At 72.7% G+C, this 23,233-nt stretch carries 22 protein-coding genes; 11 read left to right on the top strand and 11 right to left on the bottom strand.

Going from position 1 to position 23,233, the window contains the following annotated elements:
- Positions 1-374 precede the first annotated feature (374 nt).
- Together H295_RS0101180 and H295_RS0101175 are read right to left on the bottom strand one after the other, a co-directional pair.
- Complete coding sequence (locus H295_RS0101180) at positions 375-1,148, bottom strand: hypothetical protein (RefSeq protein WP_020133513.1); 774 nt, start codon at positions 1,146-1,148, stop codon at positions 375-377.
- A 127-nt stretch (positions 1,149-1,275) separates the two neighbouring features.
- A complete protein-coding gene (locus H295_RS0101175) occupies positions 1,276-2,949 on the bottom strand; it encodes a PucR family transcriptional regulator (RefSeq protein ID WP_020133512.1) in 1,674 nt (557 codons plus the stop codon).
- Between the two features lie 342 nt (positions 2,950-3,291).
- Here H295_RS0101175 and H295_RS0101170 point away from each other — a divergent pair, with 342 nt between their 5' ends.
- The 5 genes from H295_RS0101170 to H295_RS0101150 all read left to right on the top strand — a co-directional run bounded on the left by H295_RS0101170 (position 3,292) and on the right by H295_RS0101150 (position 9,922).
- Positions 3,292-4,182 (top strand): FAD binding domain-containing protein, encoded by an 891-nt coding sequence (locus H295_RS0101170; protein ID WP_020133511.1) that lies wholly within the window; start codon positions 3,292-3,294, stop codon positions 4,180-4,182.
- Positions 4,182-4,718 carry a (2Fe-2S)-binding protein gene (locus H295_RS0101165; protein WP_020133510.1) on the top strand — a complete coding sequence of 179 codons (537 nt, stop codon included), beginning with the start codon at positions 4,182-4,184 and terminating at the stop codon, positions 4,716-4,718. Before H295_RS0101170 ends, H295_RS0101165 begins: the two co-directional genes overlap by 1 nt.
- Position 4,719: 1 nt before the next feature.
- Positions 4,720-7,107 (top strand): xanthine dehydrogenase family protein molybdopterin-binding subunit, encoded by a 2,388-nt coding sequence (locus H295_RS0101160; protein WP_020133509.1) that lies wholly within the window; start codon positions 4,720-4,722, stop codon positions 7,105-7,107.
- 146 nt (positions 7,108-7,253) lie between these two features.
- Complete coding sequence (locus H295_RS0101155) at positions 7,254-8,711, top strand: NCS2 family permease (RefSeq protein ID WP_020133508.1); 1,458 nt, start codon at positions 7,254-7,256, stop codon at positions 8,709-8,711.
- A 47-nt stretch (positions 8,712-8,758) separates the two neighbouring features.
- Complete coding sequence (locus H295_RS0101150; protein WP_020133507.1) at positions 8,759-9,922, top strand: XdhC family protein; 1,164 nt, start codon at positions 8,759-8,761, stop codon at positions 9,920-9,922.
- Here H295_RS0101150 and H295_RS0101145 read toward each other — a convergent pair.
- Together H295_RS0101145 and H295_RS0101140 are read right to left on the bottom strand one after the other, a co-directional pair.
- The gene (locus tag H295_RS0101145; RefSeq protein WP_020133506.1) at positions 9,874-11,250 is read right to left on the bottom strand and encodes a lanthionine synthetase LanC family protein; all 1,377 of its coding nucleotides are present in this window, start codon (positions 11,248-11,250) and stop codon (positions 9,874-9,876) included. The genes H295_RS0101150 and H295_RS0101145 overlap by 49 nt on opposite strands.
- Before the next feature lie 27 nt (positions 11,251-11,277).
- Complete coding sequence (locus tag H295_RS0101140; RefSeq protein ID WP_020133505.1) at positions 11,278-11,709, bottom strand: SRPBCC family protein; 432 nt, start codon at positions 11,707-11,709, stop codon at positions 11,278-11,280.
- A gap of 159 nt (positions 11,710-11,868) precedes the next feature.
- Here H295_RS0101140 and H295_RS0101135 point away from each other — a divergent pair, with 159 nt between their 5' ends.
- Positions 11,869-12,444 (top strand): HAD-IIIA family hydrolase, encoded by a 576-nt coding sequence (locus H295_RS0101135; RefSeq protein ID WP_020133504.1) that lies wholly within the window; start codon positions 11,869-11,871, stop codon positions 12,442-12,444.
- 43 nt (positions 12,445-12,487) lie between these two features.
- On the opposite strand, the gene H295_RS0101130 is transcribed toward H295_RS0101135, so the two are convergent.
- The 3 genes from H295_RS0101130 to H295_RS0101120 all read right to left on the bottom strand — a co-directional run bounded on the left by H295_RS0101130 (position 12,488) and on the right by H295_RS0101120 (position 13,880).
- Positions 12,488-12,796 (bottom strand): DUF3040 domain-containing protein, encoded by a 309-nt coding sequence (locus H295_RS0101130; protein ID WP_028808933.1) that lies wholly within the window; start codon positions 12,794-12,796, stop codon positions 12,488-12,490.
- Positions 12,797-12,870: 74 nt separating this feature from the next.
- Complete coding sequence (locus tag H295_RS0101125; RefSeq protein WP_020133502.1) at positions 12,871-13,431, bottom strand: DUF305 domain-containing protein; 561 nt, start codon at positions 13,429-13,431, stop codon at positions 12,871-12,873.
- Between the two features lie 53 nt (positions 13,432-13,484).
- Positions 13,485-13,880 (bottom strand): DUF6153 family protein, encoded by a 396-nt coding sequence (locus H295_RS0101120; RefSeq protein WP_020133501.1) that lies wholly within the window; start codon positions 13,878-13,880, stop codon positions 13,485-13,487.
- A gap of 238 nt (positions 13,881-14,118) precedes the next feature.
- Here H295_RS0101120 and H295_RS0101115 point away from each other — a divergent pair, with 238 nt between their 5' ends.
- Positions 14,119-14,970 (top strand): isocitrate lyase/PEP mutase family protein, encoded by an 852-nt coding sequence (locus H295_RS0101115; RefSeq protein ID WP_020133500.1) that lies wholly within the window; start codon positions 14,119-14,121, stop codon positions 14,968-14,970.
- Here H295_RS0101115 and H295_RS0101110 read toward each other — a convergent pair.
- From H295_RS0101110 to H295_RS0101095, 4 genes are all read right to left on the bottom strand, one after another.
- Positions 14,945-15,559, bottom strand: a complete 615-nt coding sequence (locus H295_RS0101110; protein ID WP_020133499.1) for a hypothetical protein — start codon at positions 15,557-15,559, stop codon at positions 14,945-14,947. The two genes, H295_RS0101115 and H295_RS0101110, sit on opposite strands and share 26 nt — an antisense overlap.
- A gap of 560 nt (positions 15,560-16,119) precedes the next feature.
- Positions 16,120-16,833: a DUF1775 domain-containing protein gene (locus H295_RS0101105; protein WP_020133498.1), complete on the bottom strand. Its 714-nt coding sequence runs from the start codon at positions 16,831-16,833 to the stop codon at positions 16,120-16,122.
- Between the two features lie 70 nt (positions 16,834-16,903).
- Entirely contained in the window at positions 16,904-17,530 is a 627-nt protein-coding gene (locus H295_RS0101100) for a hypothetical protein (RefSeq protein WP_020133497.1), read from the bottom strand.
- Positions 17,531-17,704: 174 nt separating this feature from the next.
- Positions 17,705-17,932 (bottom strand): twin-arginine translocase TatA/TatE family subunit, encoded by a 228-nt coding sequence (locus H295_RS0101095; RefSeq protein WP_020133496.1) that lies wholly within the window; start codon positions 17,930-17,932, stop codon positions 17,705-17,707.
- 348 nt (positions 17,933-18,280) lie between these two features.
- Here H295_RS0101095 and H295_RS0101085 point away from each other — a divergent pair, with 348 nt between their 5' ends.
- The 4 genes from H295_RS0101085 to H295_RS0101070 all read left to right on the top strand — a co-directional run bounded on the left by H295_RS0101085 (position 18,281) and on the right by H295_RS0101070 (position 23,191).
- A complete protein-coding gene (locus H295_RS0101085; RefSeq protein WP_020133494.1) occupies positions 18,281-19,600 on the top strand; it encodes a hemolysin family protein in 1,320 nt (439 codons plus the stop codon).
- Positions 19,597-20,619 (top strand): hemolysin family protein, encoded by a 1,023-nt coding sequence (locus H295_RS0101080; RefSeq protein WP_020133493.1) that lies wholly within the window; start codon positions 19,597-19,599, stop codon positions 20,617-20,619. The genes H295_RS0101085 and H295_RS0101080 overlap by 4 nt, the downstream gene beginning before the upstream one ends.
- Positions 20,620-20,811: 192 nt before the next feature.
- Entirely contained in the window at positions 20,812-22,134 is a 1,323-nt protein-coding gene (locus H295_RS0101075; protein WP_020133492.1) for a hemolysin family protein, read from the top strand.
- 37 nt (positions 22,135-22,171) lie between these two features.
- Positions 22,172-23,191, top strand: a complete 1,020-nt coding sequence (locus H295_RS0101070; RefSeq protein ID WP_028808931.1) for a hemolysin family protein — start codon at positions 22,172-22,174, stop codon at positions 23,189-23,191.
- Positions 23,192-23,233 lie beyond the last annotated feature (42 nt).

Genomic DNA, 23,233 nt, shown 5'->3' with positions numbered 1-23,233 from the left:
AGCGCGTGCGGTTGCGTTGTGGGTCGGTGCCGGGGTGGGGGGTATCCGTCCTCGGTCCGGCGGCTCGGTCGATTAACAGGAGCCCTGTAACGGACGCCGGCCGCTGCGGGCGGACACCCCCCACCCCGTCCCCTTCACGCCGTACGCGGCCAACCCTCCGGTGGGGGCGGACGGTCCCGCCGGAGCGCAGGTGAACTGCAGCCCCCCCAGGGGCGCGGGGAACTGCGCGACAAGCCACGACGGACCCGCACCCGCCGAACAACCGAACCCGGCACTCTCATAGGCGCCCCGCCCAAGCCCAGCGCAGCGGGGGCGCGGCCAGCCCCCACGCACCCGCACCCGCCCAACAACCGAACCTGCCACCCCCTTAGGCGCTACGCCGACGCCGCCGGCGGAGTCAGCTGGCGGGACAGCCATGTCGGGACGCCGCCCAGCAAGCGGTGCAGGCGGCGGGCCTCCTCGCGGAGTCGGGTGGCCTCGGGTTCGACCTCCGCTTCTGCCAGGGACGCCAGCGCGGGGGCCGTACCGACGAGGTAGCCCAACTCCTCGCGGATCCTTAGGGATTCGGCGAAGCCGTGGCGGGCCTCGGCCAACTCGCCGTCCCGCAGGGCCAGTCCGGCCAGGTGGCGCCAGGTGCAGGAGAGCAGGAGCGGGTCGGACTGGGCCGTCGCCCCGGCGTGGGCGCGGCGGTAGGCCGCCCGGGCCGACTGGGGGGAGTGGGCCAGGTTCTCCGCAAGGAGGCCTCGGCGGAAGTCGAGGAGGGCCCTTCCCTCGGCGCCTGGGGCGATCAGCGCGGCGGCCCGGCCGAGCGCCGCCCTCGCCTCGTCCGCCCGGTCGCGGACCCCGTGCAGCGTCGCGGCGTACGCAAGGTGCCCCCGTTCACAAGCGGCCGCGCCCCGCTCGTCGTCGCTGTGGGCCAGCGCTTCCGCGGTCCGCAGCGCGTCCTCCGCCTCCGCCCAGCCCTGTTCGGTGTACAGGCAGCGTTCCACCAGCAGCGCCGTCCGCTGGAGGGCCGCCTGCGCGGTGACCGGTTGGAGCAGGGCGGCCGCGTCGGCCCAACAGGCTCTTGAGCGCAGCCGCCATACCGCGGTCTGGAGTGGATCGTCACCGGCAGTCGTTCCGTTACCAGACATGGCGGTATGCGCCACGTTGCCCTCCCCGAGCGCGCCATCGAGCTATGAGTGGTGGGCGCAGTTCAGCATGAATCCGAGGGCCCGGCCAAGGGGGTGGGTGAAGGAATTCACAAAGTCGTGGGAGTCGGGGGGTTCGTCGGTTTCAGCTCATCCGCAGTGCCAGGAAGAAATCCAGCTTGTCCTCGAGGCGGGACAGGTCGCGGCTTGTCAACTGCTCGATCCGGCCGACGCGGTAGCGCAGCGTGTTGACGTGCAGGTGGAGGCGGGTCGCGCAGCGCGTCCAGGAGCCGTCGCAGTCCAGGAAGGCCTCAAGGGTGGGGATCAGCTCGGCCCGGTGGCGGCGGTCGTAGTCGCGCAGGGGGTCGAGGAGGCGGGCGGTGAAGGCTCGGCGGACGTCGTCGGGGACGAAGGGCAGGAGCAGGACGTGGGAGGCCAGTTCCTGGTGGCCCGCCGCGCAGACCCGGCCGGGGCGGGCCGCTGCGACCCGGCGGGCGTGCCTCGCCTCTTCCAGGGCGCCTCTGAGGCCTTCGGCCGAGTGGACCGCGGCGCTGACGCCCAGGGTGACCCGGCCGTCGCCGTTCAGGCCCGCGGAGAGGGGGTCCCGGACGGACGCGAGGAGGGCGTCCGCCAGGATGCCGGTCTCCGAGCCGTCGTGTTCCGTCGAGACGGCGGGGAGGGGGACCAGGGCGATCGCCTCGTCGCCCGTGTGGGCCACCGCGATGCGGTCCGAGGGCTCGGGGCCGGTCGCGAGGGGGTCCACCAGGATCTCCTCCAGGAGGGACTGGGCCACCGGGCCGCCCTCCAGCTCGCCGTCCTGCCACTCGACCCTGGCCACCACCACCTGCCAGTGCGGGGCGGCTCCGAGACCGGGCAGCAGCACCGGGGCGGCCACCCTGAGACGGGCGGCGATCTCCGCCGGTGCCGCGCCCGTCTGGACCAGTTCCAGGACCTCCTGGGCGAGGCGGCGGCGGACCGTGCGGGCCGCGTCCCTGCGGTCGCGCTCCACCGCGATCAGCTGGGTCACGCCCTGCAGGAGGTCGAGGCGTTCCTCGGGCCAGTCACCGGCGTCCGCCTCCACGGCCAGCAGCCAGTCGGACAGGACCGTCTCGCGGACGTCCCGGGAGGCGTGGGGGGAGCGGCCCGAGCTGCGGACCGGGAAGAGGGAGTACGTGGACGAGCCGAGCGTGATCCGGTGCGGGCCGCGGCGGCCGGTGCGGGCCGCCGCCAGGTGTTCCGCCGCGAGCTTCGCGCAGAGGTCCGCGGGGAGGCCGGGACCCGCCGTCTTCGGACCGGCGATCGCCCTGCCGGTGGGGGACAGCACCCAGGCGCGCAGGTCCAGGTCGGAGCCGAGGAGATCCAGGACCACGTCCGGGCCGCCGCCTGCCGGGCCCGAGGTCATCATGCGGCGGTGCCGGTCCACCACGGCCGCCAGGTCACCCGCGCGCTCGCCGGAGACCTGCCGTACGACATGCTCGGTGATCGTCGCGAACGCCACCGACTCGTGCACGGCGAAGAGGGGGAGGCGGTGCCGGGCGCAGGCCACGACCAGGTCGTCCGGCACGTCCCCGAGCTCGGCCTCGCCGGCCGCCAGCGCGACCACCCCGGCCTGCACGAGCAGGCGTACGAACGGCTCCGAGTCGGCGGCGTCCCGGCGCCAGGCGAGGCCGGTCAGGACCAGCTCGCCGCCCGAGAGATAGCGGCTCGGGTCGCGCAGGTCCGTGGTCATCACTCCGCGCACGGTGCGGTCCAGTTCGCCCTCGCCACCGAGCAGCCGCAGGCCCAGCGCATCGGTGTCCAGCAGTGCGCGCAGCCGCATTCTCGTCGCCGCCGTTCTTTGTCTCGAAATCTACGATGGGGGAAGGGTCCGGTGGGAGAGGAGCGGCTTCTGCCGACTCCGGAGCTGTGTCCCAGGTCACGTGGGCTGTGCCGCACGTTTCCGCAGGAAGACATGGAGGTTACTGAGGCCTTCCGTTCATACGAATCTACAAGATGACGGCCGCGACCAGCCAACTCCTTCATGGTTTCCGTGACTGACCCGGTCGGAGTACGGCGCTGTGTACTGGCTCCACTCCACGTAAACAGCACATGAACGAGCCTGGGCCGCCGCACACGATCTGGCTCGATCCGTACGATCACGAGACGAAGAAGAGAGCCGGTCATGGACTTCCTTCGCCCCGCCAGCTGGGAGGAGGCGCTCGCCGCGAAGGCCGAGCACCCCACCGCTGTGCCCATCGCGGGCGGCACCGACGTGATGGTCGAGATCAACTTCGACCACCGGCGGCCCGAGTACCTGCTCGACCTGAACCGCGTCGGCGAGCTGACCGACTGGGAGGTCGGCGAGGACTCCGTGCGGCTGGGCGCCTCCGTGCCGTACACGCAGATCATGGAGCACCTGCGCGGCGAGCTCCCGGGGCTGGCCCTCGCCTCGCACACCGTGGCCTCCCCGCAGATCCGCAACCGCGGTGGCGTCGGCGGCAACCTCGGCACCGCCTCCCCGGCCGGTGACGCCCACCCGGCCCTGCTCGCGGCCGGCGCCGAGGTCGAGGTGGAGTCCGTACGCGGATCGCGGCGCATCCCGATCGACGCGTTCTACACCGGTGTGAAGCGCAACGCGCTCGCGGCCGACGAGCTCATCCGCGCGGTGCATGTGAAGAAGGCCGACGGGCCCCAGCAGTACAGCAAGGTGGGCACCAGGAACGCCATGGTCATCGCCGTGTGCGCGTTCGGGCTCGCGCTGCATCCCGAGACGCGGACCGTGCGGACCGGGATCGGTTCGGCCGCGCCCACGCCCATTCGGGCCAGGGCCGCCGAGGAGTTCCTGAACGCGGCCCTGGAGGAGGGCGGCTTCTGGGACAACGGCAAGATCATCACCCCGTCGGTCGCCAAGCAGTTCGCGGACCTGTGCGCCGCCTCCTGCAACCCGATCGACGACGTCCGGGGCACCGCGAGCTACCGCCGCCACGCGGTCGGCATCATGGCTCGCCGCACCCTGACCTGGACCTGGGAGTCGTACCGCGGCACCGCCGCCACCACGGAGGGAGCTGCGTAATGCGCGTCAACTTCACTGTCAACGGCCGTCCGCAGGAAGCCGACGACGTCTGGGAGGGCGAGTCCCTGCTGTACGTGCTGCGCGAGCGGCTCGGGCTGCCGGGCTCGAAGAACGCCTGCGAGCAGGGCGAGTGCGGGTCCTGCACGGTCCGCCTGGACGGCGTCCCGGTGTGCTCGTGCCTGGTCGCCGCCGGGCAGGTCGAGGGCCGCGAGGTCGTCACCGTCGAGGGGCTCGCGGACTACGCCAAGCAGCGCTCATGCGGACACCCGGCTCCCGAGGGGCAGGACTCCCAGACCGGCGAGGGCACCGAACTCGCGCCGATCCAGCAGGCGTTCATCGACGCCGGTGCCGTCCAGTGCGGCTTCTGCACGCCGGGGCTGCTGGTCGCCGCCGACGAGATGCTGGAGCGCAACCCCAACCCGAGCGACGCGGACATCCGCGAGGCGCTCTCGGGGAACCTGTGCCGCTGCACCGGCTACGAGAAGATCATGGACGCGGTCCGTCTCGCGGCCGCCCGGCAGGGAGAGGCGGTCTGAGATGTCCACTCCCAACGGCACCCCCACCAAGATCACCCAGGGTGCGCAGACCAAGGGCGGCATCGGCGAGTCCACGCTCCGCCCGGACGGCACCCTCAAGGTCACCGGCGAGTTCGCGTACTCCTCCGACATGTGGCACGAGGACATGCTCTGGGGGCAGATCCTGCGCTCGACCGTCGCGCACGCCGAGATCGTGTCCATCGACACGAGCGAGGCGCTCGCCCTGCCGGGCGTGTACGCCGTCATGACGTACGACGACCTGCCGACCGAGGTGAAGAACTACGGGCTGGAGATCCAGGACACCCCGGTCCTCGCCCACGGCAAGGTCCGCCACCACGGCGAGCCGGTCGCCATCGTCGCCGCCGACCACCCCGAGACGGCCCGCCGTGCTGCCGCCAAGATCAAGGTCGAGTACCGCGAGCTGCCCGTCATCACCGACGAGGCCTCCGCGACCGCCCCGGACGCGATCCTCGTCCACGAGAACCGCGACGACCACCACATCGGGCACGTCCCGCACCCGAACATCGTGCACCGCCAGCCGATCGTCCGCGGCGACGCCCAACAGGCCGCCGAGCGGGCCGACTTCGTGGTCAAGGGCGAGTACACCTTCGGCATGCAGGACCAGGCCTTCCTCGGCCCCGAGTCGGGGCTCGCGGTGCCGGACGAGGACGGCGGCGTCCACCTCTACATCGCCACCCAGTGGCTGCACTCCGACCTGCGCCAGATCGCGCCCGTGCTCGGCCTGCCCGAGCGCAAGGTGCGCATGACGCTGTCCGGCGTCGGCGGGGCCTTCGGCGGCCGCGAGGACCTGTCGATGCAGATCCACGCCTGTCTGCTGGCCCTGCGCACGGGCAAGCCCGTCAAGATCGTCTATAACCGGTTCGAGTCCTTCTTCGGGCACGTCCACCGCCACCCGGCCAAGCTGTACTACGAGCACGGGGCCACCCGCGACGGCAAGTTGACCCACGTCAAGTGCCGGATCGTCCTCGACGGCGGCGCCTACGCCTCCGCCTCCCCGGCCGTGGTCGGCAACGCCTCCTCACTGTCGATCGGCCCGTACGTGGTCGACGACGTCGACATCGAGGCCATCGCCCTCTACACCAACAACCCGCCCTGCGGCGCGATGCGCGGCTTCGGCGCGGTCCAGGCGTGCTTCGCCTACGAGGCCCAGATGGACAAGCTCGCCGACGCGGTGGGCATGGACCGGGTCGAGTTCCGGCAGCTCAACGCGATGGAGCAGGGCACGATCATGCCGACGGGCCAGCCCGTCGACTCGCCGGCCCCGGTCGCCGAACTCCTGCGCCGCGTCAAGGCGATGCCCCTTCCGCCGGAGCAGCAGTGGCTGTCGGCGGGCGAGCAGGCCGACGTACGGCAGCTGCCGGGCGGTCTGTCCAACACCACCCACGGCGAAGGCGTCGTGCGCGGGGTCGGCTACGCGGTCGGCATCAAGAACGTCGGCTTCTCCGAGGGCTTCGACGACTACTCCACCGCCAAGGTCCGCATGGAGGTCATCGGCGGTGAGCCTGTCGCCACCGTGCACACCGCCATGGCGGAGGTCGGACAGGGCGGTGTCACCGTCCACGCGCAGATCGCCCGCACCGAGCTCGGCGTCGCCCAGGTGACCATCCACCCGGCCGACACCCAGGTCGGCTCGGCGGGTTCGACCTCGGCCTCCCGGCAGACGTACGTCACCGGTGGCGCCGTGAAGAACTCCTGCGAGCTGGTCCGGGAGAAGGTCCTGGAGATCGGGCGCCGCAAGTTCGGCTCCTACCATCCCGCCTGGGCCACCGCCGAGCTGCTCCTGGAGGGCGGCAAGGTCGTCACCGACGGCGGCGAGGTCCTCGCGGACCTGGCCGAGGTGCTGGAGGGCGAGGCCGTCGAGGTCGAGGCGGAGTGGCGGCACCGGCCCACCGAGGCCTTCGACCTGCGCACCGGGCAGGGCTTCGGACACGTCCAGTACTCCTTCGCCGCCCACCGCGCGGTCGTCGAGGTCGACACCGAGCTCGGCCTCGTCAAGGTGATCGAGCTGGCCTGCGCGCAGGACGTCGGCAAGGCGCTCAACCCGCTCTCCGTCGTCGGCCAGATCCAGGGCGGCACGATCCAGGGCCTGGGCGTCGCGGTGATGGAGGAGATCATCGTGGACCCGGTCACCGCCAAGGTCAGGAACCCCTCGTTCACGGACTACCTGATCCCCACGATCCTCGACACGCCGACCATCCCCGTCGACGTGCTCGAACTCGCCGACGACCACGCGCCGTACGGGCTGCGCGGCATCGGCGAGGCGCCCACCCTGTCCTCGACTCCCGCTGTTCTCGCGGCGATCCGCAACGCGACGGGCCTGGAGCTGAACCGGACACCGGTACGGCCGGAACACCTGACCGGCACCTGACCAACCGGTGAGTCACCCCGGGGGACCTGGTCCCCCGGGTCCCCAACTGTCCGTCCTGGGCCGTCCCCCGGGTCGTGCACATCCCAAATCCCGTGCCCGAAAAGGCGGTTGCACGGGTGCCCCTGTGAACCTTGGGAGACGGCACCATGACCCAACAGCAACTCGAGCCGGCGACCACCGCCGACGACGCGGGCGAAGGCACCCGCGTCCCGGCCGGCCGGTCCTGGCTCGACCGGTACTTCCACATATCCCGGCGCGGATCCACCGTGGCGCGTGAAGTGCGCGGCGGCGTCACCACCTTCATGGCGATGGCGTACATCCTCCTGCTCAACCCCCTGATCCTGTCCGGCAAGGACGTGGCCGGGGACACCCTCGGCCAGAAGGCCCTCATCACCGCGACCGCGTTCGCGGCGGCCTTCACGACGCTGCTGATGGGCTTCTTCGGCAAGGTGCCGCTCGCCCTCGCCGCCGGCCTCTCCGTGTCCGGCGTGCTGTCCTCGCAGGTCGTGCCCGTGATGACCTGGCCGCAGGCCATGGGCATGTGCGTGATGTACGGCGTGGTCATCATGCTGCTGGTCGTCACCGGCCTGCGCGAGATGATCATGAACGCGATCCCGCTGGCCCTCAAGCACGGCATCACCATGGGCATCGGTCTGTTCGTCGCCCTGATCGGCTTCTACAAGGCCGGTTTCGTGCACCAGGGCAAGGCGACCCCGGTGACGCTCGGCCCGACGGGTGAACTCGCGGGCTGGCCCGTCCTGTTGTTCGCCGTCACCCTCCTCGCCATCTTCATGCTCCAGGCGCGAGGCGTCCCCGGCGCGATCCTCCTCGGCATCGTCGGCGGGACCGTCCTGGCCGTCGTCCTCAACGCCGTCGGGGCCATCGCACCCGGGCAGTGGGCGAGTGGCGCCCCCGAACTGCACGGCAGCGCGGTCTCGATGCCCGACTTCTCGATCTTCGGGAAGGTCGAGTTCGGCGGCTGGGGGCAGGTCGGCGCGATGACGGTCGGCATGATCGTGTTCACGCTGGTGCTCGCCGGGTTCTTCGACGCGATGGCCACCATCATCGGCGTCGGCACCGAGGCGAAGCTCGCCGACGAGCAGGGCCGGATGCCGGGCCTGTCCAAGGCGCTGTTCATCGACGGGGCGGGCGGCGCGATCGGCGGTGTGGCCGGCGCCTCGGGCCAGACCGTCTTCGTCGAGTCGGCCACCGGCGTGGGCGAGGGTGCCCGCACCGGGCTCTCCTCCGTCGTCACCGGGCTGTTCTTCGCGGCCTGTCTGTTCTTCACCCCGCTCACGGCCATCGTGCCCGGCGAGGTCGCGGCCGCCGCCCTCGTGGTCATCGGCGCCATGATGATGATGAACGCCCGCCACGTCGACTGGGCCGACCGCGCCACCGCGATCCCCGTCTTCCTGACCGTCGTGATCATGCCGTTCACCTACTCGATCACCGCCGGCGTCGCCGCGGGCGTCATCTCCTACGTGGCCATCAAGGTCGCCCAGGGCAAGGCGCGGGAGATCGGCGCCTTCATGTGGGGACTGACGGTGATCTTCGTGGTCTACTACGCCCTCAACCCGATCGAGAGCTGGATGGGCGTGCACTAGCCGCCGCCAACGCCCCTGTACGCAACCGCTGTTAAGGAGACCGAGACATGCTGGACATCGCCGACGAGCTGCACCGGTGGGTCGAGCAGGGACGTGACTTCGCCGTGGCCACCGTGGTGGCCGTCGGCGGCAGCGCGCCCCGCCTGCCGGGCGCCGCCCTCGCGGTGGACGCCGACGGCACGGCGATCGGCTCGGTCTCCGGCGGCTGCGTGGAAGGAGCCGTCTACGACCTGTGCCAACAGGCGCTCCAGGACGGGGAGTCGGTCCTCGAACGCTTCGGCTACAGCGACGACGACGCCTTCGCGGTCGGCCTGACCTGCGGCGGCGTCATCGACATCCTCGTCACCCCGGTCCGGGCCACCGACCGGGTCCGCCCGGCCGTCACGGCCGTGCTGGAAGCGGCCGCGCGCGGAGAGGCGGCGGCCATGGCACGGATCGTGTCCGGCCCGGCGGAACTCGTCGGCCGCGCCCTGGTCGTACGGCCCGCGAACTCCGACGACGGCGACGTCCAGGGCGGTTTCGGCGCCCACCCCGAACTGGACCGCACGGTCGCCGCCGAGGCCCGCGCCTTCCTGGACGCGGGCCGCACCGGCACCCTGGAGATCGGCGCCCAGGGATCGCGCTGCGGCGCCCCGCTCACCGTGCTCGTCGAGTCCTCCGTGCCGCCGCCCCGGATGATCGTCTTCGGCGCGATCGACTTCGCGTCGGCGCTGGTGCGGATCGGGAAGTTCCTCGGCTACCGGGTGACCGTGTGCGACGCCCGCCCGGTCTTCGCCACCGGGGCCCGCTTCCCGGAGGCCGACGAGATCGTCGTCGAGTGGCCGCACCGGTACCTGGAGCGCACCGCGGTGGACGCCCGGACCGTCCTGTGCGTCCTCACCCACGACGCCAAGTTCGACGTACCCCTGCTCCGGCTGGCCCTCACCCTCCCGGTCGCCTACGTCGGCGCCATGGGCTCCCGCCGCACCCACCTCGACCGCAACGAACGCCTCCGCCAAGTCGGCGTCACCGAGATGGAGTTGGCGCGTCTGAGGTCACCCATCGGACTGGACCTCGGTGCCCGCACCCCCGAGGAGACGGCCCTGTCCATCGCCGCCGAGATCGTCGCGGGCCGGCGCGGCGGCAGCGGGGTCTCCCTCACCGGCGCGCACACCCCGATCCATCACGACGTGACGGCGGACCCGCCCCGCCGGATCGGGTCCGTGGCCTGAACGGACACCGCCGGCTGGTCCGGCCACGTGAACGCGTACCCCGCCTCACCGCCCCGGCTCAGCCGGACGAAGCGCAGCAGCTCACGCACGATGCCCGCGCTGCCCTGCGCCCAGCCGGTGCGGGGCTCCAACTCGCTCGGGGTGGACCGGTGTTCGACGTTGGACCAACGGGCGCCGTCGCCGTCCCGGACCGCGCGGGCGGCGAGGTTGGCGACGAGGACCTGTGCGAAGTCCGCCGCGGGCCGCCCCTCGGCGATCCGGTCCGAGGCCAGGGCCAGGACGCTCGCCGTACCGCAGCAGCGGCCCTGGTTGTCCCAGAACCCGGGGCGCAGCCGCCGCGGGAGCCCCGAGTGCGTGACGGTGTGCCAGCAGCGGTCGGCGAGGGCGTTCCAGGCCGTGTTCCTGTTCGAGCCTCCGTCCGAGCCGCCCTCCGTGTCGCTGCCCGCGTCCCTGCCGATGTTCCTGCCCGTGTCCCTGTCCAAGTCGCGCAGCAGCCGGAAGATCTGGGCGTCTCCGGCCGGTCCGTGGCACCAGCCGTAGCTGATCGGCTCGATCAGGTCCGGGCGGAACTGCGGGGTGGAGTGCCGGACCAGGAAGCCGTCCGGGCCGTCCTGGTCGCGGGCCACGACGTCCGCGACCCCGGCCAGCGCCGACTCCACCAGGTCGGCCCGGCCGGTCGCGTACCCGATCCGGGCCAGGGCGTAGGCGATGCCGAGGGCGCCGTGGGACATGTGGTGCATCCGCGCCTCGGTACCCGGCCGGTGCGGCCAGGTGACACCCCACTCGGTCCGCTCCGCCGCCCGGAGATACGGCTCGACCGCGAGGACCGCGAACTCGGGGTCGCCGACCGCCAGGGCCGTCAGGCCGATCCCGCCGTTGCCGCCCATCAGCTCGAACAGCTCGCCCCAGCGTTCTCCGTCGAAGCCCGACCGCACGAGAGCCATCGCCCGGTCGGCCGCGGCGCCGCAGACTGTGTCGCCCAGTTCCTCGTGCAGGGTGTGCAGCATCAGCGCGACGCCCGCCCGGCCGAAGTACAGGGAGTCGTCGTCGAGAGAGTCGACCGCGGCCGTCAGACCGCGGCCCGCGCGGAGGGCGAGATCGGCCCAGGAGGCGTCGCCGAAGTGCCGCCAGGCCTCCAGGAGTACGGTGACGATCCCGGCCGTGCCGTCGTACAGGGCCAGGGCGGGCTCTGTCTCCGAGGGCGCGGACGGCCAGACGAGTCCGCCGTCCGCCGTCTCGCGCGCGGCCCCCACGAGCCACCGGAGTCCGTCCACCGCGAGCGCCTCGACCTCGTCGGTCCGTACCGTCGTACCGTCAACTTCCTTCATGCCGACCACTGTTGCACGGTCCGCGGATCACGTTCCGCGCAGCAGCCGGTTCAAGGCGCTTCCGAAGACCGACCGGGCCGCCGTACCCAGCAGCGGGCCGGGGAGGAGGCGGACCCCCAGCTCCTCGCGCCAGACCACGCGGGCCCGGCCGCCGGGGCCGGGATGCACCTCCAGTTCGGCCCAGCCCTTCACCACCCGGCCGCGCTTCTCCAGCCGGCACAGACCGGAGACGCCCTCCGTCGGCGGGCGCCAGACCATGACCTCCATCGGGTCGTCGAAGGAGAGCGGGCCGATCCCGGAACGGGCGACCACCAGCGTGCCCTCGGCCGTCGGACCGGGCGGCTCGACGGTGACGCGCGTCAGGGGGACGACCTCGCCGTGGCGGGGCCAGTCGGTGAGGCGGCGCCAGGCCTCCTCCTGGGAGAGCGGGGCGGTGCGTTCGAGAAGGAAGGTGACCACGCGCCGATCTTAGGTAATCGGGCCTGCTCAGCGGGGATTTCATGGGCTGCTCACATCCATGGCGCAGCGGGAGGCGGCGGTGAGGGCCTCGCATGGACCGCCCCCGCGTGGTTACCCGTCAGGGAAAGCAGTGCACGCGAGAGCCAGGAGGTGGCGCGCATGACGCGCGTGCGTACGGTCCTGTTCGACCGCGACAGCTTTCTCGTCGAGGACGCCCTCGACCCGGACCAGGTGCGCCCGGCACCCGGAGCCCGTGAGGCGCTCGACCTGCTGCGGCTGTACGACGTCCGCACCGGTTTCGTCGCCGTACAGCCCGGCGACGGGCGGCTCAGCGACGCCGGCGTACGGGCCCTCAACCACCGCGTCGACGACCTCCTCGGCCCCTTCGACATCTGGGGCGTGTGCCCGCACGGTCCCGACGACGGCTGCCACTGCCGTCCGCCCGAACCGGGCCTGATCCTCTGGGCGGCGGGCCGGGTGTGCACCGCGCCGGGCGACTGCGCGGTGGTCGGCACCGCGGCGGACGCCGAGGCCGCCGCCCGGGTGGGCGCCCACGGGATCCTCGTACCGGACGAGCGGACCCGCCCGGAGGAGACGGCACGGGCCGAGCACGTGGCGCCGGACCTCCTGACCGCCGCACGGGCCCTGCTCGGCGGGCCGCCGCGGGGACGGGTCCTGGTGGACGAACGGCCGATCGAGTCGGCGTTCGAGCCGGGGAGGGCCGAGGAGGCCTGAGGAGAGGTGTGGAGGGCTGACCGTCCCGACAGGGCGGGGACGGTCAGCGTTCCGTCCAGCGGCAGAGCAGCCGGAACGACGCGAACAGGGTCAGCGGCCACAGGGCGGCGAACGTCCAGATGACCGCGGGCCGTGAGGTGACGATCCCCAGCACCATCAGCGTGATCGACACCGTCAGCAGCAGCCCCACCGTCAGCACGTGCGGACGGTAATGGGTGACCCGGGAGAGGTCGGGAGAGCGGCGCATCCGATGGGTGCGGAGCCGGCGCTCCAGACGGCGGTCGCGGCGCAGCGCGCGCTCCACCTCGTCCAATATGCGCTGTTCGTGATCGGGGAGTCGCTCTGTCGCCACTGTTGCTCCTCAGCGGATCCGGAGAGTCCTTCTCCGGGTGCCCGGAGAAGGACTCGTTATCCGTGAGGTGTGGGTCACTCCGCGTTGAGGAGCTTCTTCATCTCGGCGATCTCGGCGTTCTGCGCGGTGACGATGTCACCGGCCATGGCCGTGGCGTCCTTGTACTCGCCCTTGGCCTTCTCGGTCGTGGCCATCTCCACGGCGCCCTCGTGGTGTTCGACCATCATGGTCAGGAACATGGTGTCGAACTCCTTGCCGGAGGCCTTCCCCAGCTTGCCCATGTCGGCGTCGTCCATCATCCCGGCCATGCCGGAGTGCGCGGAGTGGCCCATGCCGGACATCGCCTCGGGGACCTTCTCGTCCCAGGACTTCAGCCAGCCGGTCATGGTCGTGATCTCCGGCCCCTGGGCCTTCTCGATCCGCCCGGCGAGGTCCTTGACCTCGGGGGAGGAGGCCCGGCCGGAGGCGAGTTCCGCCATCTCCACGGCCTGCTGGTGGTGCGGGATCATGCCCTGGGCGAAGGAGACGTCCTGGGTGTTGTGGGAGGGGGCGCTACCGCTGTCGGCATCGCTCCCGCAGGCCGCGAGGGTGAACACGGCGCTCACGGACACGGCGATCAGTCGGGTGGTACGCATGCTGGAACTCCACTGCTGCTGAAGGGATCTGGACGCGTCGGAGCACGCGGTCTCTAGATCCGCAGCAGCTGGAGTTCGGAGAGGGACGGCGGAGCGCGGGCCCCGTCCTGGGACGCGAACCCGTCCGGGCACGCCTCGTTGTCGCCCACGACGGTGAAGGCGGGGTCGGGCGCGAGCGCGGGCAGCACCGGCCCACCGCTCACCGCGCCGGACGCGCAGGTCGCGTCGGCGTGATGGAGGTGTCCGGAGCCGCAGCCGTCGTGACAGGCCTGGTCGAGACTGACGCCGACGGCGACGTTCGCCGCGTGCGCGGAACGCATGGCCTCGTGGCTGTGGAGCCCACCGCCGGGAGACAGCCCGTGCATGCCCAACAGCCCTGTCAGCAGCCCGAGCAGGAGCAGCGCCCGCCAGAGGGGCGGTCGCGAGCGGAGCTGCGTGGGGCTGGACATCGGGCACATCCTAGAGGGCGGTGCGGGGGCGCGTCGGGGAAGGGCGCGGAGAACTCCGTGACCAGCCACGACGGCGGCGCCCGCACCGGCCTCGCGGCTGAACTCGCCCTCGCCGAACAGGTGCTGCCGCTCTCACGACCCGGCCGGGCCGGGCGGGGGTCATGACATGCGCCCGCAGGTCCCTGCCGCGTACCTTCGCCTTGAGCCCGTCGAGGGGCGACGGGCCGGGAAGGACCGCGTGGACACCGACCGCCGAGCCAAGGCGCAGCGCTTCGCCGATCTGCACCGGGAGGGCTGTTTCCTGCTCCCCAACGCGTGGGACGTGGGCAGCGCCCGGATCCTGGAGGCGGCCGGGTTCCCGGCCGTGGCGACGACCAGCGCGGGCGTCGCGTTCTCCCTCGGGCGGCCCGACCACGACTTCTTCGCCGAACAGCCGCCCGAGGACCGCGTCGACCGCACCACCATGCTGGGCCGGGTCCGGGAGATCGCCGAAGGGCTGCACGTCCCGGTGAGCGCCGACCTGGAGGACGGATACGGCGAGTCCCCCGAGACCGTGGCCGAGACCGTCGCGCTGACGCTCGCCTCGGGGGCCGCCGGCGGCAACATCGAGGACTTCACCGGCGACCGGGCCCGGCCCCTCTACGAGGAGAAGCTCGCCGTCGACCGCGTCCGCGCCGCCCGCGAGACCCTCACGGCCCACGGCGAGCCCTTCGTCCTGGTCGGCCGCACCGATGTGCTCCTGGTCGGCGGCCCGCTCGACGAGGCCGTACGACGGGCCAACTCCTACCTGGAGGCGGGCGCCGACTGCGCCTTCGTCCCGGGCGCCGCGGACGCCGAGACCATCGGCGCCCTGGTCCGCGGGATCGACGGCCCGCTCAACGTGGTCATGGGGCTGACCGGCAACGCGCTGTCCCTGGACGACCTGCGCGACCTCGGTGTCCGGCGGGTCACGGTCGGCGGCAGCATCGCCCGCGCGATGTACCGGGGGCTGCTCGACGCCGCACGGGAGCTGGCCGACCACGGCACTTTCTCCTACGCCGCCGACCAGCTCTCCCAGACGGAGCTCAACGACCTGTTCCGGCAGGGCTAGACGACGGCACCACACAGCTGGGCGCCTCGGGGGCGTCCTGTGCGTGCCGGGTCAGCGCGCACACGGTCCGCAGCGCGACCTTCCACCGGCCGTCCTGGAGTACGGCCGCCCCCGGGCCGCCGGTGTCGAGCCTGCGGTCGCCCAGCCGGAGGTCGTAGGTCACCTCGGCGTGCACGTCGGAGGTGTACGACACGGAGGTGACGCTCGCGCGCAACTTGCCGCCGGACGGGTCGCGGAAGAGGTTGTCGATCATCAGGGAGTTCTCGTCACCGTCCTCGACGACGGCAGTGCGCTGTGGCGGCGAGGACCCGGGGTCGAAGAGGACTCCCCAGGCCTTCCGGACGTCCTGCTCGGCCCGCACGGGATCGGCGGGCGCGGTGGGCGTGGGCGTCGGCGGGACGGACACCGACGCCGAGATCCCGGGCGAGGTCGTGCCGGGTGACCCGGTGGCCGAGGTCCGGGCCGCCCGGGAAGCGCCCCCGCCCCCGCCACCGTCCTGATCGTCACAGGCTCCGGTGAGGACGAGGGCGGCAACGCTGAGCGCCACCGCCCAGGCCCCGTGCCGTGCGGGGGAGTTCGCGCGGATCATGGCTCTCCATCTCCGGGTACGCCGTGTGGCTGGCCTACCCCGAGGCGGAGGATTCATCCAGACCGCACGGGAAATCACCGGGACGGGGTGCGGGGAGGCGAGCCGGGCCCTTGGAGGCGGCGCGTCGGTTCCGGGACCGGCCTCCCGGCGCGACGTGGCGGTCTACGGCCCGGCCCCTGTATCCGGCGCGGCAGCCGCGACCCCGGCCCCCGGACGAGGCGCGGCGCGGTGGTCCTGGGGGGGGGCGGCCTCTGTGCGCGGCGCAACAGTCCCGTGCTCCGCCTTTGAAGGCAGCGGCACCCGGCACCCAACACCCGGCAGCTGGCGCCCCGGCCCCCGCGCCCGGCACCTCGGCCCCCGCGCCTGGCGCCCCGGCACCCAACACTCGGCAGTTGGCGCCCCGGCCCCCGCGCCCCGCGCCCCGGCCCTCGCGCCCCGCGCCCCGGCCCCCGCGCCCGGCACCTCGGCCCCCGCGCCCCGGCCCCCGGCCTGGACGCAGCCCGGCAACGACGGCCCCGCCCCCGCCCCCGGACGGGGCCCCGCATGCGTCCGTCGTCCGTCTACTGCTCGGTGCCGCCCCGGCGTCGTACCGCGAGGACCACCGCGGCCGCCGCCACGAGGATGCCCGCGCCGATGCCGGTCCAGGTGGCCGCGGACAGCCCGCTGTCGGAGTCCTCGGCGGTGTCGGTGGCCTGCGCGGAGGCCGTCGCGAGTGTTGGGCCGGCTGCCGGAGTCGGGTCCGCGTCGGTCGGGGCCGGGCTCTCGGTGGCACTCGCGGACGCGATCGGCTTCGCGCCCGGTGCCGCCGCCTTCAGCGTGAGCGTCGGCGCGGGGTTCTCCCCGTTCTCGTCCAGTTCGATCCAGCGGTCGACATGCCCGTCGCCGTAGGTCTGGAGGGTCTTGAAGGCCACCTCCTTCGCGTCGGGCAACTGCCGTACGACCACGGAGTACTCCGCGCTCGCACCGGTCCTCAGCTCCTTGCCCCCGACGGTGTAGCCGTCCTTGTCCGCGGTGAACTTCCAGCCCGCGGGGCCCTTGTCGTAGGTGACGTCGGCGGGGGCGATGCCCTCGGGCAGGACCACGCGCACCTCCTTGATGCCGGAGCTGTCGGACTCGGCCTCGGCGTGGAAGGTGACGGTGACGTTCTCGGCGAGGGCCTGGGCCTTGTCGGCCTCGACCTCGGTGTGGGCGGCGGCCGGAACGGCGGTCAGCGCGACGGCGGCCGTGGCCGTGGCGACGGCAACGGACAGACGGGGCAGGGTGATTCGGGACATACGGGACTCCAGGCAGGGGGTACGGCGGGGCGGCCGTCCGGCACGGGCCGGCTCGGCGTCCCCGAGGGGGTCAGTGGGCGAGAGCTGAGCTCGTCGCCGGAGGACCCCGCCGTACCACCGCGTGCGCCAGCAACGGCCGTACGGTGAGCGGCCGTTCGTCGTACGCCGGCACGACGGCCGGCGCGGTCCGTGGGCCGGGGGCCACGGGCCGGGCCAGCAGCAGCCGGGCGGCCGTGAGCCGGGCCCGGATCCCGTCGATCGCCGCCGTCACCCCGCGCGCCAGCGACCAGCAGACCGCGTCCGCGCGGTGCAGCAGGACCGCGACCGCCGTGGCGGCCAGTGCGTGGGCCGCCGTCATGGCGAGGGAGTCGTGGAGCTGTTCGTGCCACGCGGGACCGGCCCCGTGCGGATGTCCGCCGGAGTGCTGGGCGGCCGCGGTGAGCGTCAGCCACAGGTGCAGCCCGGACTGGCCCGCGACACTGCACGCCACGACGGTCGCGAGGCTTCGGGGCCGCTGGACCCCGATGAGCCCCACCGCGAACAGCACGGCCGTCGCGGCGGCACCGCGCGTCCAGGGCACCGGTCCCTCGGCGAGCAGATGGTGGGCGCTCACCCCGAGGACCGTGCCGACGACGGCGAACACCGCGGCCCGCAGAACGGGCAGCGGCGCGCGGGTCGTCGTGACGGATCGGTGCATGGCCCGCTCATCATGAGCCATCCCGCCCCTGCCCGGCAGCCGGGTCGGTGAAAGATCCCTTGCACCGGCCCGCGCCCGGGAGCCGGGTCGGCGAAAGACCCGTACTTCCGGGCCCCGCCCCGGCAGCCGGGGCGCGGTGAAAGTTCCGTACCCCGGTGCCGCCCGGGCCGCTGATCAGGCGGTGTCGGGTCCCTGCGGCCGCGGCCCCGTCGGGCTGCCGGGCTCGACGACCTCGCCCTGGATCACCTGCGGCCCCGGCTGCGGGTCCCGCGCCGCGCGGGCCTCCGACTTCAGGATCCGCGTCGACCTGCCCGCCGAACGGACCAGCTCAGGACCCTTCTTGACGGCGATGACCGCTATGACGACGATCAGGATGATCGCGAGCTCGCTCAGTCCGAACATGGGGAAGGCCTCCGTCAGAGGTGGACACCGACGCCGGACGAGACGCCCGCCGGACCGGCAGCGTACCCCGCACCCTCCCACCGGGTGTCCCTGCCCTGGACCGCCCGTGACGTGCGCGGCAGCACCGCCATGGCCCGTCTCCCTTCCCGCTTGCCGTGGACCTGAGACCTCACCTTCTACAAGTGCGTAGAAAAATTGCCCGGTCTCCCCTTGCCAAGACGCTTTGCCTGTCCTTTACCATTGGGTGAACGTCGTCCCGACCCGAAGGAGCCACGGACCCGCAATGGGTGAGCCTCCCAGTACCAGCCGAGCCGCGTCCCACCCGTACGAGGGGCGGGAGGCGGCCCGGTGACCGAGATCCTGCTGCTCCTGTCGGCCCTCCTGCTGACGCTGGCCTGCGCCGTGTTCGTCGCCGCCGAGTTCTCCCTGACCACCGTCGAGCGTGGTGACCTGGAGCGGGCCGCCGAAGCCGGTGAGCGTGGCGCCGAGGGTGCCCTGAAGGCGGTCCGGCGGCTGACCCTCCAGCTCTCCGGCGCCCAGCTCGGCATCACCGCCACCTCTCTGGTGATCGGCATGCTCGCGGAACCCTCCCTCGCCGCGCTCCTCAGGGGCCCGCTCGCCGGCCTCGGTCTGGGCGGGGCCGCCGCACCGGTGGCGACCGCGCTGGGCGTGGCCCTGTCGACCGTCGTGCTCATGGTGGTCGGCGAGCTGGTGCCGAAGAACTGGGCCATCTCCCGACCGCTGGCCGTCGCCAAGGTGGTCGCCGGGCCGCAGAGCGCCTTCACCGCTGTCTTCGGCCCCTTCATCCGACACCTCAACAACACCGCCAACGCCGTCGTACGACGCTTCGGCCTGGAGCCCGCCGAGGAGCTGGCCTCCGCCCGCAGCCCCGAGGAACTGGTCGCGCTCGCCGAGCACTCCGCCGCCGAGGGCGCCCTGGAGGCCGACTCCGCCGAACTGTTCGTCCGCACCCTGCACCTGGGCGAGCTGACCGCCGAGAACGTCATGACCCCGCGCGTCGACGTAAAGGCCCTCGAAGCGCACGCCACCGCGGCCGACGCGGCGAACCTCACCCACGCCACCGGCCTGTCCCGCTTCCCGGTCTACCGCGACAGCCTGGACGAGGTCATCGGCACCGTCCACATCCGTGACGTGCTTGCCCTGGAGCCCGGCAAGCGGGCCGTCACCCCGGTCACCGAGCTGGCCACCGCACCCCTGCTGGTCCCGGACAGCCTCACCGCCGACCGGCTCCTTCAGCGGCTGCGGGCCACCCGCACCATGGCCGTCGTCATCGACGAGTACGGCGGCACCGCCGGCGTGGCGACCGTCGAGGACATCGTCGAGGAGGTCGTCGGCGAGGTCCGCGACGAGCACGACCCCGTCGAGATGCCCGACCTGCGGCCCGCCGGCACCGGGGCCTGGGAGGCGGAGGGCTCCGTCCGCGTCGACCGGCTCGCCGGGATAGGCCTCACGGCGCCCGAGGGGCCGTACGAGACCGTGGCCGGACTGGTCGCCACCCGGCTCTCCCGCATCCCCGCCAAGGGCGACGACCTCGACCTGGACGGCTGGCGCCTGGAGGTCCTGGACGTCGACCACCACCGCGCCGACCTGATCCGCATCACCGCACCCGCGCGGGTGCCGGTCCCGGCGGGGGAGGAGTCCCGATGACCACCGTCCAACTGCTCGTCGGCGCCCTCACCCTGCTGACCAACGCGTTCTTCGTGGGCGGCGAGTTCGCCCTGATCTCCGTGCGCCGCAGCCAGATCGAGCCACGCGCGCGTGCCGGCGACAAGCGGGCCCGGATGACCCTGTGGGGCCTCGAACACCTCTCCGCGATGATGGCCACCGCCCAGCTCGGCATCACCGTCTCCTCGCTGGTGCTGGGCGCGGTCGCCGAACCGGCCATCGCGCACCTGCTGGAGCCCGGCTTCGAGGCCGCCCACGTCCCGCACGGGCTGGTGCACCCGATCGCCTTCGTGATCGCGCTGTCGCTGGCCACCTATCTGCACATGCTGATCGGCGAGATGGTCCCGAAGAACATCGCCCTGGCGGCCCCCGTGCCGACCGCGCTGCTCCTCGGACCGCCCCTGGTGGCCCTCACGCGGGCGCTCAGGCCCTTCGTGTTCGGCATCAACACCTTCGCCAACGCCCTGCTGAAGCTGCTGCGCGTCGAACCGAAGGACGAGGTGGAGTCGGTCTTCACCGACGACCAGCTCGCCCGCATGGTCGTCGAGTCCGGCGAGGCCGGGCTGCTCTCGCCCGCCGACGGCGAACGGCTGCGGGACGCGCTGGAGCTCGGCACCCGTCCGGTCGGCGAGATCCTCGTCCCGGTCCCCAGGATGCGCACCGTCGACGCCTCGGTCACCCCGGCCCGCCTGGAGCGCACGGCCGCCGACGCGGGGTACTCCCGCTTCCCGGTCACCGGCCCGGACAGCACCCTGCTGGGCTATCTGCACATCAAGGACACCCTCGGCGTCACCGACCGCGACCGGCCCTTCCCCCGCTCCGCCCTGCACCCGGTCACCCGGGTCCGCATCGACACCCCGCTCGACGACACCCTCACCGCGCTGCGCGCCGACGGAAGTCATCTGGCGGCGGTGACGGGACAGACGGGGGCCGTCCTCGGGTTCGTGACCATGGAGGACGTCCTGTCCGAGCTGGTCGGCCCGGCCCCTGCCGCTGTGTGACGCCGTGTGATCGCCGGGCGGTGCCCCCGCCCGGCTGGTAGACCTGGGAACGCCGCAGACCTGGGAACGCCGCTTTCGTCCCGGTCGTTCCTCTGACACCCCCTCCTGGCCGTTCTTCTGACACCCCTACTGAAGGAGCAAGCCCGTGTCCGCCCCACCGACGGACTCCAGCCCGACGCGATCGACCCGCCGTTGAGTACCACCAGTGCCCTTCTCGGCCTGCTCGCCGTCTTCCTGCTGACCGCCGGCACCGGCTACTTCGTCGCGCAGGAGTTCGCGTACGTCTCCGTGGACCGGCTCGCCCTCTCCCGCCAGGCGGAGGCGGGCGACCGCAGGGCCGCCCGCGCGCTGACGGTGCTGGAGCGGCTGTCGTTCATGCTGTCCGGCGCCCAGCTGGGCATCACCGTCACCGGACTCGTCGTCGGCTTCATCGCCGAACCGTCCGTCTCCGCACTGCTGAAACCAGCCCTGACCGGCATCGGCATCCCCGAGGGCGCCGTCGGCGGCATCTCCGTCGTCCTTGCCTTCGTGCTCGCCACCGTCGTCCAGATGGTCCTCGGCGAACTCGCCCCCAAGAACCTCGCCATCGCCGTTCCCGAACGGCTCGCCAAGGCCCTCGCGCCCTCCACGCTCGGCTACCTCAAGGTCGTCGGCCCGCTGGTGCACGTCTTCGACGGCGCCGCCAACCGCCTGCTCCGCCGGGTCGGCATCGAACCCGTCGAGGAACTCCACCACGGCGCCACCCTGGAGGAGCTCGGCCACCTCATCGGCGAGTCCCACGAGCAGGGCGAGCTGCCCCGGGACACCGCCGAACTCCTCGACCACGCCCTGGAGTTCTCCGAGCGCACCCTCGACGAGGTGATGGTGCCGCGCGTCGACACCGTCTTCGTCCGCGGGGACGCCACCGCCGCCGAAGCCGTCGGCCTGATCGCCGAGCACGGCCACTCCACCTACCCGGTCCTCGGCGACCACCCCGACGACGTCCCCGGCGTCCTCGGCGTACGCGAGCTGATGCGCCTGCCGGCCGGCGACCCCGCCCGGGCCACCGCGGGCTCCCTGGCCCGCAAGCCCCTCCTGCTGCCCGACACGCTGCCGTTGCCGGAGGCGGTCGCGCAGATGCGGGAGCGCGACGACGAGTTCGCGGTCGTCCTCGACGAACACGGCGGAGTCGCCGGCATCGTCACCTACGAGGACATCGCGGAGGAACTCGTCGGCGACATCGCGGACGAGACCGACACCGTCACCGAACCCGCGGTGCCGGACGGCGGGGGCTGGCTGGTCGACGCGGGCCGCCGCCTCGACGAGATCGCCGACGCCACCGGGATCGAGCTGCCCGAGGACGAGGACTACGACACCGTCGCCGGGCTGGTCGTCGACCGCCTGGGCCGCTTCCCGGCCATCGGCGACCGGGTCACCGTCGACCTGCTCGACGGAGCCCGCGCGGTGATCGACGTACGCACCCTGGACCGGCACGTGCCGGAGCGGGTCCGCATCGAGAGGGTGGACGAGGCATGAGCTTCCCGACGGCACTCCCCGTCAGGACGGGTGAGGCATGAGTTTCCCCATGGCGCTCTTCGTCACCGTCCTGCTGCTGATCGGCAGCGGGTTCTTCGTCGCGGCCGAGTTCGCGCTGGTCGCCGCCAAGCGGCACCGCATGGAGAAGGCCGCGGCGGAGGGCCGGCGCGGTGCGAAGGCGGCACTGGCCGGGATGCGCGAGCTGTCCCTGATGCTGGCCGGCGCCCAACTCGGCATCACCGTGTGCACCCTGGGCCTCGGTTCGGTCTCCAAGCCCGCGATCTCCCACGAACTCGACCCGCTGCTGCACGACCTGGGCCTGCCCACGGCCCTGAGCTACGGCGTGGCCTTTGTGTTCGCCATGGTCGTCGTGGTGTTCCTGCACATGGTGGTCGGCGAGATGGCACCCAAGTCCTGGGCCATCGCCCACCCCGAGCGCTCCGCGATGCTGCTCGCGCCGCCCTTCCGGGCCCTCGTCAAGACGGTCCGGCCGCTGATCTCGGTGCTCAACACCCTGAGCAACGCGCTGGTACGGCTGTGCCGGGTCACCCCGCGCGACGAGCTCGCCGCCGTGCACAACCGTGAGCAACTCACCCATCTGGTCGAGGAGTCGGAGCGGCTCGGACTCATCAGCGAGACCGACTCGGAGCTGCTCACCCGCTCGCTCACCGAGCCCGAGACCCCGGTCGGCGACCTCCGGATCCCGGCCGCGGACATCACCTCGGTGCCCGGCGCCGCCGACCTCGACACCGTCCTGCGCACGGCCGCCGACCACGACCGCACCCGCATGCTGGTCCGCGAGGACGACCGGGTGCTCGGTTCCCTGCACGTCCGGGACGCCCTGGTCGCCCGCGCCCAGGGCCGCACCGCCACCGCCCGCGCCCTGGCCCGGCCGGTACCGGAACTGACCGAGGACACCAAGGTCGCCGACGCGATCGACCTGCTGCGCCGCAACCGCGCGTCCCTGGCCGTCGTACGGGACGACTCCGGCACCCTCACGGGCATGGTCACGCTGGACGACCTGCTGGCGCGCTATCTCCAGCCGCAGGGGGTGTGATCCGGGCGGGAGCGGTCACGCAGGAGAAGGACGCACATCGCT

It is taken from the genome of Streptomyces sp. 351MFTsu5.1 (assembly GCF_000383655.1).
Lineage (GTDB): Bacteria > Actinomycetota > Actinomycetes > Streptomycetales > Streptomycetaceae > Streptomyces > Streptomyces griseorubiginosus.
This window is presented reverse-complemented; position numbering and strand designations above follow the sequence as displayed.

Excerpts from the sequence above, each read along its gene's own strand:
- H295_RS0101175 (WP_020133512.1), bottom strand. The coding sequence starts at position 2,949 with ATGCGGCTGCGCGCACTGCTGGACACCGATGCGCTGGGCCTGCGGCTG.
- H295_RS0101170 (WP_020133511.1), top strand. The coding sequence starts at position 3,292 with ATGGACTTCCTTCGCCCCGCCAGCTGGGAGGAGGCGCTCGCCGCGAAG.
- H295_RS0101165 (WP_020133510.1), top strand. The coding sequence starts at position 4,182 with ATGCGCGTCAACTTCACTGTCAACGGCCGTCCGCAGGAAGCCGACGAC.
- H295_RS0101160 (WP_020133509.1), top strand. The coding sequence starts at position 4,720 with ATGTCCACTCCCAACGGCACCCCCACCAAGATCACCCAGGGTGCGCAG.
- H295_RS0101155 (WP_020133508.1), top strand. The coding sequence starts at position 7,254 with ATGACCCAACAGCAACTCGAGCCGGCGACCACCGCCGACGACGCGGGC.
- H295_RS0101150 (WP_020133507.1), top strand. The coding sequence starts at position 8,759 with ATGCTGGACATCGCCGACGAGCTGCACCGGTGGGTCGAGCAGGGACGT.
- H295_RS0101145 (WP_020133506.1), bottom strand. The coding sequence starts at position 11,250 with ATGAAGGAAGTTGACGGTACGACGGTACGGACCGACGAGGTCGAGGCG.
- H295_RS0101135 (WP_020133504.1), top strand. The coding sequence starts at position 11,869 with ATGACGCGCGTGCGTACGGTCCTGTTCGACCGCGACAGCTTTCTCGTC.
- H295_RS0101125 (WP_020133502.1), bottom strand. The coding sequence starts at position 13,431 with ATGCGTACCACCCGACTGATCGCCGTGTCCGTGAGCGCCGTGTTCACC.
- H295_RS0101120 (WP_020133501.1), bottom strand. The coding sequence starts at position 13,880 with ATGTCCAGCCCCACGCAGCTCCGCTCGCGACCGCCCCTCTGGCGGGCG.
- H295_RS0101110 (WP_020133499.1), bottom strand. The coding sequence starts at position 15,559 with ATGATCCGCGCGAACTCCCCCGCACGGCACGGGGCCTGGGCGGTGGCG.
- H295_RS0101105 (WP_020133498.1), bottom strand. The coding sequence starts at position 16,833 with ATGTCCCGAATCACCCTGCCCCGTCTGTCCGTTGCCGTCGCCACGGCC.
- H295_RS0101100 (WP_020133497.1), bottom strand. The coding sequence starts at position 17,530 with ATGCACCGATCCGTCACGACGACCCGCGCGCCGCTGCCCGTTCTGCGG.
- H295_RS0101095 (WP_020133496.1), bottom strand. The coding sequence starts at position 17,932 with ATGTTCGGACTGAGCGAGCTCGCGATCATCCTGATCGTCGTCATAGCG.
- H295_RS0101080 (WP_020133493.1), top strand. The coding sequence starts at position 19,597 with ATGACCACCGTCCAACTGCTCGTCGGCGCCCTCACCCTGCTGACCAAC.
- H295_RS0101070 (WP_028808931.1), top strand. The coding sequence starts at position 22,172 with ATGAGTTTCCCCATGGCGCTCTTCGTCACCGTCCTGCTGCTGATCGGC.